Source organism: Microvirga sp. HS2 (genome assembly GCF_055792805.1).
In genome coordinates this window covers 147667-163180 of record NZ_JBVVAJ010000005.1, presented here as the reverse complement: position 1 = coordinate 163180, position 15514 = coordinate 147667, and the positions used below count along the sequence as shown (strand labels likewise).

9 protein-coding genes are annotated in these 15514 nt (G+C 63.8%); 4 read left to right on the top strand and 5 right to left on the bottom strand.

The features are described 5' to 3' along the window. Positions 1–21 precede the first annotated feature (21 nt). Entirely contained in the window at positions 22–1299 is a 1278-nt protein-coding gene (locus ACS5Q0_RS06920) for a M16 family metallopeptidase (RefSeq protein ID WP_473125878.1), read from the top strand. Between the two features lie 173 nt (positions 1300–1472). Here the strand turns inward: ACS5Q0_RS06920 and ACS5Q0_RS06915 are convergent, their stop codons facing one another. Both ACS5Q0_RS06915 and ACS5Q0_RS06910 read right to left on the bottom strand, forming a co-directional pair. Beyond that, positions 1473–3899 carry a M10 family metallopeptidase C-terminal domain-containing protein gene (locus ACS5Q0_RS06915; protein WP_473125877.1) on the bottom strand — a complete coding sequence of 809 codons (2427 nt, stop codon included), beginning with the start codon at positions 3897–3899 and terminating at the stop codon, positions 1473–1475. Positions 3900–3982: 83 nt separating this feature from the next. Next, on the bottom strand, positions 3983–5860 hold the full coding sequence (locus tag ACS5Q0_RS06910; RefSeq protein ID WP_473125876.1) for a M10 family metallopeptidase C-terminal domain-containing protein: 1878 nt from the start codon (positions 5858–5860) through the stop codon (positions 3983–3985). A gap of 178 nt (positions 5861–6038) precedes the next feature. Between ACS5Q0_RS06910 and ACS5Q0_RS06905 the strand changes: the two genes are divergently transcribed. After that, positions 6039–7355, top strand: coding sequence for a glucose-6-phosphate isomerase (locus ACS5Q0_RS06905; RefSeq protein ID WP_473125875.1), 1317 nt, complete (start codon positions 6039–6041; stop codon positions 7353–7355). Positions 7356–7595: 240 nt separating this feature from the next. Further along, positions 7596–9449, top strand: a complete 1854-nt coding sequence (gene mutL / locus ACS5Q0_RS06900) for a DNA mismatch repair endonuclease MutL (protein ID WP_473125874.1) — start codon at positions 7596–7598, stop codon at positions 9447–9449. A gap of 3 nt (positions 9450–9452) precedes the next feature. On the opposite strand, the gene ACS5Q0_RS06895 is transcribed toward mutL, so the two are convergent. Continuing rightward, entirely contained in the window at positions 9453–9857 is a 405-nt protein-coding gene (locus ACS5Q0_RS06895) for a PilZ domain-containing protein (protein ID WP_473125873.1), read from the bottom strand. A gap of 575 nt (positions 9858–10432) precedes the next feature. Then, entirely contained in the window at positions 10433–11476 is a 1044-nt protein-coding gene (mgrA, locus tag ACS5Q0_RS06890) for an L-glyceraldehyde 3-phosphate reductase (RefSeq protein WP_473125872.1), read from the bottom strand. Between the two features lie 178 nt (positions 11477–11654). Here mgrA and ACS5Q0_RS06885 point away from each other — a divergent pair, with 178 nt between their 5' ends. Further along, complete coding sequence (locus tag ACS5Q0_RS06885; RefSeq protein ID WP_473125871.1) at positions 11655–14141, top strand: glucose/quinate/shikimate family membrane-bound PQQ-dependent dehydrogenase; 2487 nt, start codon at positions 11655–11657, stop codon at positions 14139–14141. Between the two features lie 250 nt (positions 14142–14391). On the opposite strand, the gene ACS5Q0_RS06880 is transcribed toward ACS5Q0_RS06885, so the two are convergent. After that, positions 14392–15432 (bottom strand): zinc-dependent alcohol dehydrogenase family protein, encoded by a 1041-nt coding sequence (locus ACS5Q0_RS06880; RefSeq protein ID WP_473125870.1) that lies wholly within the window; start codon positions 15430–15432, stop codon positions 14392–14394. Positions 15433–15514: the final 82 nt, after the last annotated feature.

The following is a 15514-nucleotide window of genomic DNA, read 5'->3' as shown; positions in this document are numbered from 1 at the left end:
TGCTTGAGATTCGAGGGAAAGATGACCGCTTCCGTTGAAACCCTGTCCTCGTCGCCCACGACCGTGAAGGCCCTGACCTCCGCGGGCGGCGTCGAGGCGTGGCACGTCGAATCCGACGTGGTGCCGTTGATCGCAGTTTCCTTCATCTTCGAAGGCGGCTCCGCGCACGATCCCGCCGACAAGCCGGGCGTCGCGCAGATGCTGGCGCGCCTGCTCGACGAGGGCGCGGGCGAATACGATTCCGACGCCTTCCAGGAGCGCCTCGCCGCGCGTGCGATCGAGCTGTCCTTCAATGCGGGCAACGACGCCATCGGCGGCTCGCTGAAGACGCTCGTGAAGCACGCGGACGAAGCCTTCGAGCTGTTGCGGCTCGCGCTCGTCGAGCCGCGCTTCGACCAGGATGCCATCGAGCGCGTGCGCGCCCAGACCATCGCGGGTCTGCGCTACCAGCAGAACGATCCGGGCGTCATGGCCACGCGCCGCTTCTTCGAGGAAGGTTTTGCGGACCATCCCTATGGCCGCCCGACCTCGGGCACGCCTGAGAGCGTGGCCGCCATCACGCGGGACGATCTCATGGCGATGCATCGCGCCATGATTGCGCGCGGTCGCGTGAAGATCGCCGTCGTCGGCGCTATTTCCGCCGACAATCTATCGGTGCTGCTCGATCAGGTCTTCGGTTCGCTGCCCGAGGCGAAATCGCTTTCCGTCATCGAGACTGCGGCATTGCAGAAGATTGGCTCGCGCATCGTCGTCGATCTCGACGTTCCGCAATCCGTCATCCGGTTCGGCACACCCGGCATCGCATGGCGCGACCCCGGCTTCATCCCGGCCTATGTGCTCAATCACATCTTCGGCGGCGGTTCCTTCACCTCGCGGCTTTTCCAGGAAGTGCGCGAGAAGCGTGGTCTCGCCTACAGCGTCGGCACCTCGCTCGTCAGCTATCGCGCCGCCGCCATGACCTGGGGCTACACCGCGACCAAGAACGAGCGCGTGGTGGAATGCCTCGATGTGATCGCGAGCGAAATGGCGCGTCTCAGGGAAGAAGGCCCCTCCGATGAGGAGTTGCAGAAGGCGAAGGATTACCTCATCGGCTCCTACGCTCTCGGTTTCGACACCTCGACGAAGATCGCGCATACCCTCGTGCAGATCGCGTTCGAGGGCCTTGGGATCGACTATATCGGCCGTCGCAATCCATTGGTGGCTTCCGTCACGCAGGCCGATATCCGCAAGGCTGCCGACCGCATCTTCGGCGATGGCAGGATGCTGACCGTGATTGCGGGACGACCGACGGGACTTTAGGGGATCGGACGCAAAAGCGGGCACCGGATTTGCGTGGAAAGATGCCCCCAGATCAACAGCTTAAAGCATCGGACGTGAGGACGATTTCTCATTCGATGCTTTAGAAAAGCCATTCATGAAATATGGAAGGGGAGCCGCTTGGCTCCCCTATTATTGTCGAGTGGCCTGTTTAATCAAACAACGAGGAAGTCGGCATTGGTCATATGGAGACCCTTGCTGAGCTGCGCGAACTTGATCGCAGCGCCCCGCCCCGAGCCGTCGGCATCGTAATAGAGCGCACCGGTCTTGTTGTCGTAGACGATGTAGTCGTTCTTGTCCTTCGCCTTCGCGTAGATGGTGAAGAAGTCCTTGTTCAGGGTGCCCGCCTTGCCGAGCTTCTTGAAGAGAGCGTTCTCCAGGCGGATCGTATCGTCCCTCACGCTGAAGTTGCTGATCGTGTCCACATTGAAGGTTCTGTTCAAGGTAGTGTTGAACACGAAGGCATCCCTGCCGGACCCGCCCGATAATGTGTCGTTGCCCAAGCCGCCGAAGAGGGTGTCGTTGCCGGCTCCGCCGTTGACGTGGTTGCGCCCGGCATTGCCGATGATCGTGTTGCCGAGCCCGTTGCCCGTGAGCGTGAGCGCGCCCGATCCGGTTGCGATCAGCCTCTCCACGTTAGCCGTCAGGGTATGGCTGACGGCAGTGTAGACCAGATCCGCCGTGCCGCCGGTGGCGGTCTCGATCACGCGGTCGCCGGCATTGTCCACATAGTAGGTGTCGTTGTCGACGCCGCCGATCATGGTGTCCGCGCCCGACAAACCATTGAGCACGTCACGGCCGATGTCGGCCCGGAGCGTATCCGCGCCGGCAGTGCCGATCAGCTGCTCGCCCTGGACATCGCCGACATTGATGATGAAGGTCTTGGAAGCCATGCCGCCGTTCCCGTCGGAGGCGTTCACATGGATGGTGTAGGAGCGGGTGTCGCTCTCGAAGTCGAGGACTTTGCCGGGAGCAAGCTTGACCTGTCCGTTCTCGATCACGAACATGCCATCCGCATTGCCGCCACCTTCCGCGGTATCCTCGAAGCTCCAGGCGATGGTGTCGCCGTCGGCGTCGGAGGCGCTGAGATCGCCAAGAACGGTGTTTCCTTCCTGAACCGGCACGATCTCCGTATGGCCGGCCAGGCGCAGGTCCGACGGCGCACGATTGATGACGAGTCGCTCAGTCCCATCGCTGAACTGGGCGATCTCGACGCCGAAGAGGATGTCGACCCCATCACCATCCGTGCGGCTGTCCGTGATGGTGATGCTGCCGTCATCATTATGGGTGATCGTGTAGTTGGCGCGATTGCCGCTGAACACGGCGGTATCGAGATTGTTGCCGCCGGCGAGGGTGTCGTCGCCAGCGCCGCCGGCGAGGGTGTCGTCGCCGACGCTGCCCCAGAGATGGTTGGCGGCGATGTTGCCGGTGAGGGTGTCATTGCCGGAACCGCCTTTGGCGTTCTCGATCAGCGAGCGTGGGTCGTCATGATGCAGAAGTGCGTTGTAGACGTTGCCGCGGGCGCTGTAGTTTTCCGGAGATGGAAAGTAACCCAGCCACGCTCTCTGCTCTTGGCCGAAGGTGGAATACTCGCCCGGCCTGAGGTCGAGCTTGAGATCGGCGGTGTAGTTGGACAAATCATAGGTATCGGTGCCACCCCCGTCCCAGATCGTTTGAAAAATCTGGTTCATGACGAAGCTGCCCGTTCCGTCAGTCGCCCCTTCGCGCCCCTGCGATATGCCATCGACGAAGACTTCGCCGGTTGTCGGACTCCAGGTATAGGTGGTGTCGTTGCTGCGGAAGGTGTAGTTCGCGCCGTACATCTCCTGCAGAGCGGCGATATCCAGCATCATATAGGTTTGCGGATAGGCATAAGAAAAGCTTTCTTCCGGACCCGCCAAAGCCGAGCCCTTCGGCACGACGTAGGGCGCGCCCGAGTATGACATGACGGTGTATTCGAAGAAATCCGCATCGAACGGGACGGTCACATCCTCTTGCTCATGAAGATCGAAGCTGTGCTTCAAGCCGAGGGCATGGCCGACTTCATGGATCATGATATAGGAGCCGTAGCTGCCATTGGCCGGGGTAATGTAATCGTCATATCTTTGACCCAGCCACACATCGCCCTCGCGGACACCGAATTTACTGCCGGGATAGTAAGCCCAGGCACTGCTTGGGTCGGACGATGTGGCGATAAGCATATGCGTGCTTGCCGTCGCGGTAGAATCTTTTACCAAAGTTAAGTTCGTGAACCCCATAATCGGGGTGAGTGTCAGGGCCTGGATGCCGCCGGATCGTGCGCCGGTGATGAACGCGTCGATTGTTTCCTGAGCGAATTGAGAGACAGGCACGAAATTGTGGTTGAACTCCTCGGTGCCATCATAGGGAATGGGGTAGGGAGCGGGCGTCGTCGGAAAACCATAATGAATGACGGTGCCCGCCGGCCATTTGTATCCTGACATCACACCGTCGACATAAGCGTTTCCCGTGCGCGCAGGATCGTAGACGCCGACGATTGCGGGGGCGAGGGCGGTGTTGCTGCTCGTCAGATTCAGGGTATCGAACATCAATGAAAGGGACATGGTCTCTCCCGTGCAGGATGAAAGCGGCAGAGCGATGAGGGCGGCCGTTGCCAGCTCGGGCGAGGCGCAAACGGCCGTCCGCGTCAGGTGATGATGAAATCGAGGTGGCTGAGGGCCGCACCGGGCTTGAGCTTGGCGAAGGCCACCGCCGCTCCCGCGCCCGAACCGTCCGCATCGTAGGACACAACGCCTGTCGCCTTGTGGTAGACGATGAAGTCGTTGTCATCCTTGGCCACATCGCCGATGACGAAGAACGCGCTGTCGAGCGCGCCCGTCTTCGTCAGCTTACGGAAAATCGCATTCTCCAGGCATATCGTGTCGTCCCTGGCGGACCAGTCCCGGATGTCGTCTCTGTTCCAGCGACCGTTGGGCACCGTGTTGAACACGAACTTGTCCGCGCCCGTGCCGCCGTAGAGGACATCGTTGCCGCCACGTCCGTTGAGAATGTCGTTGCCCGCACCGCCAGCTATGATGTCAGCCCCACCCTTTCCATCAAGCCTGTCGTTGCCGCCCAGGCCATAGAGCTTGTCGTTGCCGGCCTTGCCCTCGAGCGTATCGGCCCTGGCCGTGCCGCTGCGGGCAAAGCCTGGATTAACGAGCGTCACGACCTGATCGCTGAACTTGGCGAAGTTGATGCTGATCAGCGTATCGGTGCCGTCGCCGTTCGCGCGCAGGTCGGCGACGGTAATGCTGCCGTCGTTGTTATGGGTGATCGTGTAGTTGGATCGGGAGCCACTGAACACGGCGGTGTCAGTGTCGCCGCCGCCATCGAGGATATCGTTGTCGGCGCCACCGCTGAGAGTGTCGTCGCCGACGCTGCCCCAGAGATGATTGGCGGCGATGTTGCCGGTGAGGGTGTCGTTGCCGGAACCGCCCTTTGCGTTCTCGATCAGCGAGCGCGGGTCGTCGTGATGCAGAAGCGCGTTGTAGACGTTGCCGCGGGCGTAGTAGTTTCCGTTGTGGATATCCCGGCCAATATACAACCGCTGTTCTTGGCTGAAGGTGGAATACTCGCCTGGCCTGAGGTCGAGCTTGAGATCGGCGGTGTAGTTGGACAGGTCATAGGTATCTGTGCCACCCCCGTCCCAGATCGTCTGGAATATCTTGTTGGCTTTGCTGAAATTGGTGAGCCCGTCTCCTATGACGCCGTTCGGAACGCCGTCGACGAAGACTTCGCCGGTGGTCGGGCTCCAGGTATAGGTGCTGTCGTTGCTGCGGAAGGTGTAGTTAGCGCCGTACATCTCCTGCAGGGCGGCGATGTCCAGCATCATGAAGGTCTGGCTGGTATAGAAGTTGAGATTGTCGATTTCCGGATGCGGTCCGGCAGGCCCGCCGATGCCCAACTGCGCCGTGGGGAGTTCCACACTGGGAGCATCGTAATAGGTCATCAGCGTATATTCTTTGAACTGCTTGTCTCTCGGGATGTCCATGTACCCGCTGTTCAGGCCGAGAGCTTTTCCGAGAGCCCACAGATGCGTATAATAACCCCAGGTTCCATTGACGGGAGTCTGAAGCTGGAAGGCGGCCCCGTAAGCGCCGGTGTTGCCCAGCCAGATATCGCCGTCGGCCCCACCTTGATCGGCGTGCTCACCCGGTGCGAAGCCATAGGAGAATGGGGCGTATGACGACACGCCGATCCGCATATCCGTTTGGCTTGTCGCTGGATCCGACTGGATGAACCCGAGATTGGTGAAACCCGAGACAGGGGTGAGGGTCATGGCGCTCCCGGCCAGGAGCCTTTGGCCCGTCAGGATGCCCTGGAAGGCGGCCACGGACATCGCCGACACAGACTGAAAATGATGTAGGGGATACCGGCCATAGTATAGGGCGGGATCCCCATAGGCCGTTGCCGATTGGGCGAAGCCATAGGACACGGGACTTCCGTCCCACCGCCATCCCGACAGGAGGGGATCGATATAGGGATTTCCAGTCGTTGTTCCGTCGTGAACGCCCGTTGCCATGGAAGAAGACCTTGCTTATGTTATAGTATTGCATATTACAGAAAATCTCCTTTCCATCAACCGAGGCAGATTGATTTAAGAATTCTGCCTTTCCCTTCGGGAGAACAAGCCTCTAGCCGATCACCCTATCCGGCCCTAAAGTTTCGCTTCCCCGTGGAACGAGCCGGAGAGGACCCGCATGGCCCTGCAGCAATCGGTTGAGCTTGCCCTGGCATCCACCATCGGGGAGGGCGGTGTTTCGCAGGGGACGTTCGAGGCGGCCCTCGCGACCGTCAGCAAAGCCATGGAGCGACTGTCGGAGGATGATGCGTCGGGACGCCTGCCGCTGCTCCACATGCCGCGCACGACGGACGATCTCGCCGCCGTCAAGGAAGCGGCCACTTGGCTGCGCCTGGATACGACGGACGTGATTTTTCTCGGCACCGGCGGTTCAAGCCTGGGCGGGCAGACCCTGGCCCAGCTGAAGGATTATGCGGTGCCGGGAGCCGGACGCTTCACGGAGAGTCCGCGGGTTCACTTCCTCGACAATCTCGACCCCGTCACCTTAGACCACGTGCTGCACAAACTGCCGCTGTCTTCGACGCGCTTCGTGGCGATCTCGAAATCGGGCGGCACGGGCGAGACCCTGATGCAGACCATCGCGGTGCTGTCCGCTCTCGATAAAGCGGGCCTCAAGGCCATGCCCAAGGATATGGTCCTGGGCCTGTCCGAGCCGCGCAAGGATGGCGGGCGGAATGCCCTGCGGGACCTTCTGGAGCCGGAGGGCGTGCGCTTCCTGGAACATCATATGGGCATCGGGGGGCGCTATTCCGTGCTCACCAATGTGGGCCTTCTGCCCGCGGCCGTCCTCGGCCTCGACATCGCCGCCATTCGCCAGGGCGCGGCGGACGCCTACGAGCCTTTCCGCAATGGCAGCGCCGCCAAGGACACGCCGGCGGCCCTCGGCGCCGCGCTCAACGTGGCTGCCGCCAAGGAGGGCAAGGGCATCGCCGTCACGATGGCCTATGCGGACCGCCTGGAGCGATTCACCCGCTGGTGGGTGCAGCTCTGGGCCGAGAGCATCGGCAAGAACGGCAAGGGCACGCAGCCCGTGGCCGCCATCGGCCCGGTCGATCAGCACAGCCAGCTCCAGCTCTATCTCGCCGGCCCCAACGACAAGCTCTTCACCGTCATGACCACGGACGTGGCCGGGCAGGGGCCTCTCATGGACGAGAAGCTCGCCAAACGCGCGGGCGAGGCGGGCTTCGGCGGCAAGCGCATCGGCGATCTGGTGGCGGCGCAAGGGCGCGCGACGGCCGATGCGCTCGCCAGGAACGGCCGTCCGACCCGGCGCCTCCATATCGAGAAGCTCGACGAGCGCGCCGTGGGCGAACTGCTGATGCATTTCATGCTGGAGACCATTCTCACCGGCTATGCGCTCGGCGTCGATCCCTTCGACCAGCCGGCGGTGGAGGAGGGCAAGATCCTCGCCAAGCAGTACCTGGCGCAGGGGTAGGCGGCAGCGTCGTCATCCCGGATTCGGATTCTTCCCGTCGTCACCGGCCTTGTGCCGGTGATCCCGATTGTGAAGAACGCTATGCCTTTCGGATCGAGATAGCCGGGACAAGCCCGGCCATGACGTGGGCGCCCCCGTCATTGTGGTGAATGGGCAGGGGAATAACGTCGCGGCTGCTGGCGTCGAGGGGCCTCGGCCCCTATCTTTCCTCTCCCGAATCCCTCGAACGTGAAGCGCCTCATGCTCGTCCGCCGCCTCGATCCCATTCTCGTCGACCGCATCGCCGCGGGCGAGGTTGTCGAGCGTCCCGCGGCCGCCGTGAAGGAACTCGTCGAGAACGCCGTCGATGCTGGCGCGGGCTCCATCGAGATCACCGTGGAGGCCGGCGGCCGGCGCCTGATCCGCATCGTCGACGACGGGCAGGGCATGTCGCCGGAGGACCTGGAGCTCGCCGTCGAACGCCACGCCACCTCCAAGCTGCCCGACGGCGATCTGTTTTCCATCAACACGCTGGGCTTTCGCGGCGAGGCCCTGCCGTCCATCGGCGCCGTGGCGCGCTTGTGCATCACGACGCGGACGAAGGACGCCGAAACCGGCTCCATGATCGTGGTCGAGGGCGGCGTGAAACACCCCGTGCGGCCCGCGCCGGCCCCCAAGGGCACACGCGTCGAAGTGACGGATCTGTTCGCCGCCACGCCCGCGCGTCTGAAATTCCTGAAGAGTGACCGCTCCGAGGCGCAGGCCGTCGCGGAGATCGTCAAGCGCCTCGCCATCGCGCATCCGACCGTGCGGTTCACGCTGTCGGGCGAGCACATCACATCCTTCACCTATCCGCCGGAGGAGCCCGGCGAGCACGGCTTCCTGCGCCGCCTCTCACGCGTTCTCGGCTCAGACTTCAACGAGAACGCCATGGCGATCGGTGTCGAGCGCGAAGGTGTGCGGATCACGGGCTTCGCGAGCTTGCCGACCTATCATCGTGGAACCTCCACCTCGGTCCATTTCGTCGTGAACGGGCGGCCCGTGCGCGACAAGCTTCTGCTCGGCGCGGTGCGGGGCGCCTATGCCGACGTGATGGCCTCCGACCGCCATCCGGTTCTTGCCATGATGATCGATCTCGATCCCCGCGCGGTGGACGTGAACGTGCATCCGGCGAAAACCGAAGTGCGCTTCCGCGATCCCGCCTTCGTGCGCGGCTTCCTGGTGGCGGCGATCAAGGAGGCGATCACGCGCTTTTCCATGCGCGCGTCCTCGACTGTCGGCGCGCGCACCCTGGAGAGCCTGCGTCCGCAAGGCATGCTGTCGTCACGCCCTCCCTATGGCCATCACCGGCCTTCGATCATCCGCCCGTCGAGCGCTTTCGCCAACTGGCAGGCGCCGCTCGATCCCGCTCCGCCGCCGTACGCATCGTCTTCCGGGTTGGCGGAAACGCAGGCGAGCCTGCCCGATCTCGCGGCGCCCTCGGCCGACAGCCGCGCGACGCTCACCGAGATCGAGCCGGAGACGGAGGCGTCTCCTCTCGGCGCGGCCCGCGCGCAGCTGCACGGCACCTACATCGTCGCGCAGACGCAGGACGGCATCGTCATCGTCGATCAGCATGCGGCGCATGAGCGCCTCGTCTATGAGCGGCTGAAGCGCGAGCGCGCGTCCTCGGGCATCGCGCGCCAGCTGCTGCTGATCCCCGAGGTCGTGGATCTCGACCCCGTGGATGCGGACCGCGTGCTTGCGGAAGCCTCCATGCTGGAGAGCCTCGGTCTCGCCGTCGAGCCTTTCGGCCATGGCGCGCTGCTCGTGCGCGAGGTTCCCTCGGCGCTTGCGGGCGGACGCATCAAGGATCTGGTGCAGGACGTGGCGGATGCGCTCGCCGAATGGGGCCAGGGCGCCGCCAATCCGCTGGAGGAGCGGCTCGACGCGGTGCTCTCGCGCATGTCGTGCCACGGCTCCATTCGCGCCGGACGACGCATGCGGCCCGAAGAGATGAACGCGCTGCTGCGCGAGATGGAAGCCACGCCTCTCTCCGGCCAGTGCAATCACGGGCGGCCCACTTACGTGGAGCTGAAGCTCAGCGACATCGAGCGGCTGTTTGGACGGCGCTAGCAGCTAGGCCGCGCCCTGACGCAAAAGGTCGCGCAGGCTGAGATCATCACGCTCCACCTCGACCCGGACCTTCGCGAATTCGTCGTGAAACGAGCCGGAGGCGTGGGCGATATGCTGCAGATGGCCGCCGACCCGATCTGGCGCGCAGACGAAGTGGACGCCGAGGGAGCCCCGGTTGCGCCAGCACAGACGCGCCCGGTGGACCTGAAGGTCGTGAGCAGCGATGAAGAGCTCGAAATCGTCAGGCAGCTCCGTGTGCTGGTCGAGAGCGATCCTCGCGCCGCCGGTCGAGATGTCCTCGATCCTGCAGGAAATCATGGAATCGGGCCCCAGCACGATCTTAGCGAGATGCTGCGTGCGAAAGCGCCGGGCCTGCCGACGATTGTCGATTTGGCTGCGAGTGCCCATGGGCCCGACCTGCTGGAATGGTTAACGCCACGCTTGGTTCTTAATGTTGCGTTAACTTTTTTCCAATTCCCCTTTTGGGTATCGCCGTAGGACATTAGTCCAATACGATTGGCGGGCCGCCTAAACCAGGATCTGACGCGCGACGGCTCCTACGAAGCCCATGCCCATCAGAAGGAACGGAAACCACTTGGGGCAGGAGGTCGGTTCGACGGGTCTCATCCTCTGTCGCTCTCTCCGTTTGTCACACGGCTGCGGAGGCGGGATGAGCCCCAGTTCATCCGTGAAGCCCATCCCTCGTGCCCCCACGCGCCATCGCTAAAGGCTTGAGGTGACGAGACGATGACACCTTGAGAATTGGCGCCCCGGCCAGGAGAGGTCGATCCCACGGCCAGGGCGTGGGCTGCTTGTGAGCGATCACCGCAGCATCCCGATGGTATTTCGCGTGCATGGGGCGTCAACGGATCGGCGGCGCGCAAATGCCGCATCGCTGTTCATTCGGTGAGGAAAGAACAGATGCTCTGTCGATCCGCTGCGCAACGAGCCGCAATGGCAATGTCCGGAGGCCGGAAACGCCATCAGCGCGATGGGCCGGGACGTTCCGACGACGCAGCCCAGATATTGAGCCCGCCTTCCAGGGCGTAGCGGTCGATCTCCGCAAGCTCGTCCGGCGTGAACGAGAGATTCTTGAGCGCTCCGACGCAATCCATCACCTGCTCGGGGCGGCTCGCGCCGATGAGGGCGGAGGTGACGCGTCCGCCGCGCAGGACCCAGGCCAGAGCCATCTGCGCGAGAGTTTGTCCGCGCCTCTGCGCGATGTCGTTGAGGCTGCGGATCCGGGACAGATTCTCCTCGCTCAGAAAGCTCGTCCGGAGCGACTTGCCCGCCGCCGCTCTGCTGCTCTCCGGAATGCCGCCGAGATACTTCGTGGTCAGCATGCCCTGCGCCAGCGGCGAGAACACGATGGAGCCCATGCCGAGATCGTCGAGGGTATCGAGAAGGCCGTCTTCTTCGATCCAGCGGTTGAGCATGGAATAGCTCGGCTGATGGATGATGCAGGGCGTCTTGAGTTCGCGCAGAATAGCCAGCGCTTCGCGTGTGCGCTGGGAGTTGTAGGAGGACAGGCCGACATAGAGCGCCTTGCCCTGCCGCACGGCGGAGTCGAGCGCCATCATGGTCTCTTCCAGCGGCGTCTCCGGATCGAAGCGGTGCGAGTAGAAGATATCGACATAATCGACGCCCAAGCGCCTGAGGCTCTGGTCGAGGCTGGAGAGAAGATATTTGCGGCTGCCCCATTCGCCGTAAGGGCCGGGCCACATGCGATAACCCGCCTTGGTGGAGATGACGAGCTCGTCGCGCAGCCCGTGGAATTCGCTGCGCAGGATCTCGCCGAACAGCGTCTCGGCCGAGCCGGGAGGCGGCCCGTAATTGTTGGCGAGGTCGAAATGGGTGACGCCCTGATCGAAGGCGGTCCGGCAGATTTCCCGCGCGGTCGCGGACGACTTGTCTTCGCCGAAATTGTGCCACAGCCCCAGCGAGATCGCCGGAAGCTTCAATCCGCTTCGTCCGCAGCGATTGTAGATCATCTCGTCGTAACGGTTGGCGGCGGGCTGATAGGCCATGGCTTCCTCCAGGAATTTCTCGCCACAGCAGGCTGGCACACGAGGCATGGCTGTGTCGAGAGAGGACGGATTTCAGGTCCGCGGCGGCATTTGTCATTCGAGAAAAGCTCGGCCATGGGCGAACAATTCCTATGAGCCGGCGTTAGCGGGGTGCCCGATAGGCCGTCGGAGGACCCTCATGAACAAGCTGTCGTGGAGCCCTGTTCTCCTCGGAACAGGCATCGTCATCGCGCTGCTGGGATTGGCGCTGGGAGCGGGCGGCCTCTGGCTGATCACACTCGGCGGCTCATGGTATTATTGCCTCGCGGGTCTGGGATTTCTGGTCACGGCTTATCTTCTCGTCACCGCGCGGCCTGCCGCCCTTTGGGTCTACGCGATCGTCGTCGCGGGAACGTTGCTCTGGGCCCTGTGGGAGGTCGGTCTCGACTGGTGGCCGCTCGGCGCCCGCGGAGGCCTAGTTTTCGTGATCGGGCTTTTTCTGCTGACGCCGTGGGTGAGGCGCGCCCTCAGGACGGAACCGGACCATACCGCCGCCCGCGCCATCCGGACGCGCGTGCCCGCCTTTCGCGGCGCGGGACTGCCGCTGAGCGCGATCCTCGGCGTCTCGCTCGTGGTTGCGGTCGCCTCGTGGTTTGTCGATCACCGCACGATCGAAGGCACCGCCCCTGAGGCGCGTGCGCAGGTTCCTCCCGATGCGCTCGGCGTTCCGGCCGGTGAATGGCACGCCTATGGGCGCACCGGATACGGGCAGCGCTATTCGCCGTTGAACCAGATCACGCCAGCCAACGTCACCAATCTCCAGGTCGCTTGGACTTATCGCACCGGCGACCTTCGTGGACGCCCGGGCGATCCCGTCGAGACCACGTTCCAGGTGACGCCCCTGAAGATCGGCAATCGGCTCTTCCTGTGCACGCCGCATCAGAACGTCATCGCCCTCGACGCCACGACCGGCCAGCAGATCTGGCGCTATGAGCCGAAGGTGCGCGGAGAGCTCGCGCTCCAGCATCTCACCTGTCGCGGGCTGTCCTATTATCCGGGAGACGGCGCGACGGCGGCCGCGCCTGCGGCCCCGCAGAACGGGCAGCCGCAGCCCGTGCCCGATCTGCCCGTCGCCGCGACGTCGAGCGCGCAGACGGTGCCGGAATGCAACGCGAAGCTGTTCATGCCCACTGCCGATGGCCGCCTGATCGCCATCAACCCCGACAACGGTGCCGTCTGCGCGGGCTTCGGCGGGGGAACGGGACAGATCAATCTCTGGCGCAACATGCCGAATGTGCAACCGGGCGCCTATTACTCCACGTCGCCGCCCGTAGTGGCGCGCGGCCTCATCATCGTCGGCGGCACGGTTCTCGACAACGTGTCGACCCATGAGCAGTCCGGCGTCATCCGCGCTTTCGACGTCAACACCGGCGCTCTCGTGTGGAACTGGGATTCCGGCAACCCCGACGTCACCACGCCAATCGCGCCGAACGAGACCTATGTGCCGAACTCGCCGAACAGCTGGTCCATCTCCAGCGTCGACGAGGATCTCGGCATGATCTACGTGCCGATCGGCAACCAGCCGCCGGATCAATGGGGCGGAAACCGCAGCGACAACGTGGAGCGCTTCTCATCCTCGGTGGTGGCGCTCGACATCGCGACCGGGCAGGTGCGCTGGGTGTTCCAGACCGTGCATCACGACCTGTGGGACTACGACGTGCCGTCGCAGCCGAGCCTGATCAACCTGACCGTGGGTGGACAGGACGTTCCCGCGCTCGTGCAGCCGACGAAGCAGGGCGAACTCTACGTGCTCGACCGGCGCAACGGCCAGCCCGTGCTGCCCGTCACCGAAAAGCCAGCGCCGCAGGGGGCCGCGCAGGGCGACAAAACGGCGCCGACGCAGCCGGTCTCGGCCCTGTCCTACGATCCTGCGCCGCTGAAGGAGAGCGACATGTGGGGCGCGACGCTGTTCGATCAGCTCGCCTGCCGCATCGCATTCAAGAAGCTGCGCTACGAGGGCCGCTTCACGCCGCCGTCACTGCAGGGCTCGCTGATCTATCCGGGCAATTTCGGCGTCTTCAACTGGGGCAGCATCGCGGTCGATCCGCAGCGCCAGATCGCCTTCACGACCCCGACCTATCTCGCCTTCGTGTCGCAGCTCGTTCCGCGCCATGACGACAAGACGCTCTATGTGCAGGGCGGGGAGCGGCCCAAAGGGAGCCTTCCCGCGCTCAACGAGAATTTCGGCGCGCCGTTTGCCGTGAAGCTCTACGCCTTCACGTCGCCGCTCGGCATTCCGTGCCAGGCTCCGCCATGGGGCTATGTGGCGGCGGCCGATCTCACCACGGGCAAGATCGTCTGGAAGCACAAGAACGGCACCACGCGCGATGCGTCGCCCGTTCCGCTACCCCTGCCGCTCGGCGTGCCCAATCTCGGCGGGCCCATCATGACCGCAGGCGGCGTGGCGTTTCTCTCGGGCACGATCGACTATTACATCCGCGCCTACGACGTCTCGAACGGCAGGCAGTTGTGGGAGGATCGTTTGCCCGCGGGCGGGCAGGCGACGCCCATGACCTATACGGGCGCGGACGGGCGGCAATATCTGCTCGTCGTCGCAGGCGGGCACGGTTCGCTCGGCACGAAGGCGGGTGATTACGTGATCGCCTATGCGCTGCCCAAGCAATAGTCTCGGCACGGCGCGCGTGATCCAGGTCCGAGCCGCGTCTTCTGACGTTCTCTCCTCGTCATCCCTGGGCTTGTCCCGGGGATCCCCGTCTTCGAGGCCCGGCATTTCCCGAGACGGGGATGGCCGGGTCAAGCCCGGCCATGACGGCGAGGAGCATGACGAGTGACGGCGTCAGCGCAAAGGAAATCTGCTCTTTGCCGCGCGGCTCCCCGAGCAGCCGACGGACCCTTCGATCCGCATGAGCGGTGCCCTAGAATTGCGTGATCACGCTGATTCCAAGGCCCTCGAACCTGTCCATATTCATGAGGGCCGCAGGAGCTTCCTCCAGGCTGATCCTCTTGCCGACGAGCTTGTGCGGCGCGAGCTTGCCCGTCTCGATCATGTTCATCATGGCCTGATAGCGGAAAGCCTGCATGCCGTGGCTGCCGAGAATCTCGAGTTCCCATCCGATCACGCGATCCATCGGAATGGGCGGACGTGCATGATCGCCCAGCATCAGGCCGACCTGCACGTGACGCCCGCGACGGCGCAGGTTCGCGATGGAGTTGAAGCAGGTGGTCGGATGGCCGAGTGCATCGATGGAAACATGCGCGCCGCCCTTCGTGATCTCGCGCACCGCTTCGACCACGTTGGCGACCTCGCCCGCGTTGATCGTCGCGACCGCACCCATCTGCTTTGCGAAGTCGAGCTTCTCGTTCGTCAGATCGATGGCGACTACGTTCGCGCCCATGGAAGCGGCGATCATGATCGCCGACAACCCGACGCCGCCGCAGCCATGCACGGCGACCCAGTCACCCGGCCCGACGCGCCCCTGGTCGACGATGGCGCGGAAGGAGGTGACAAAGCGGCAGCCGAGGCTCGCGGCGGTTTCGAAATCGAGGCTTTCGGGCAATGCCACGAGGTTCGTGTCCGCGTAATCGACCGCGACATATTCCGCGAACGATCCCCAAGCCGTGAAGCCCGGCTGGAACTGATGCTCGCAGACCTGATGATTGCCGGAATTGCATTCGAAGCAATGGCCGCATCCGCCGACGAACGGCACCGTGACGCGGTCGCCCTTCTTCCAGCGCGTCACCTGCTTGCCGGTGGCGAGAACCGTGCCCGCCAGTTCGTGGCCCGGCACATGCGGCAGCACCACGTCGGGATCGTGCCCCATCCAGCCGTGCCAGTCGCTCCGGCACAATCCCGTCGCTTCCACCTTGATCACCACGCCTTCCGCCGACGGGGTCGGATCGGGCACGGTCTGAACGCGCGGCGGCTGGCCGAATTGCTCGAAGAGAACGGCTTTCATGGGAGGCCTTTCATGCGTGCGGAGCGGGAAAGGACGGTATAGCGGGCGGTTGATGTGGGGGCAAATCCTGGCAGACCGCGCC

Bases quoted from the DNA above. Each gene is read 5' to 3' on its own strand.
- ACS5Q0_RS06880 (WP_473125870.1), bottom strand. From the start codon at position 15,432: ATGAAAGCCGTTCTCTTCGAGCAATTCGGCCAGCCGCCGCGCGTTCAG.
- ACS5Q0_RS06905 (WP_473125875.1), top strand. From the start codon at position 6,039: ATGGCCCTGCAGCAATCGGTTGAGCTTGCCCTGGCATCCACCATCGGG.
- mgrA (WP_473125872.1), bottom strand. From the start codon at position 11,476: ATGGCCTATCAGCCCGCCGCCAACCGTTACGACGAGATGATCTACAAT.
- ACS5Q0_RS06895 (WP_473125873.1), bottom strand. From the start codon at position 9,857: ATGGGCACTCGCAGCCAAATCGACAATCGTCGGCAGGCCCGGCGCTTT.
- ACS5Q0_RS06885 (WP_473125871.1), top strand. From the start codon at position 11,655: ATGAACAAGCTGTCGTGGAGCCCTGTTCTCCTCGGAACAGGCATCGTC.
- ACS5Q0_RS06915 (WP_473125877.1), bottom strand. From the start codon at position 3,899: ATGTCCCTTTCATTGATGTTCGATACCCTGAATCTGACGAGCAGCAAC.
- mutL (WP_473125874.1), top strand. From the start codon at position 7,596: ATGCTCGTCCGCCGCCTCGATCCCATTCTCGTCGACCGCATCGCCGCG.
- ACS5Q0_RS06920 (WP_473125878.1), top strand. From the start codon at position 22: ATGACCGCTTCCGTTGAAACCCTGTCCTCGTCGCCCACGACCGTGAAG.
- ACS5Q0_RS06910 (WP_473125876.1), bottom strand. From the start codon at position 5,860: ATGGCAACGGGCGTTCACGACGGAACAACGACTGGAAATCCCTATATC.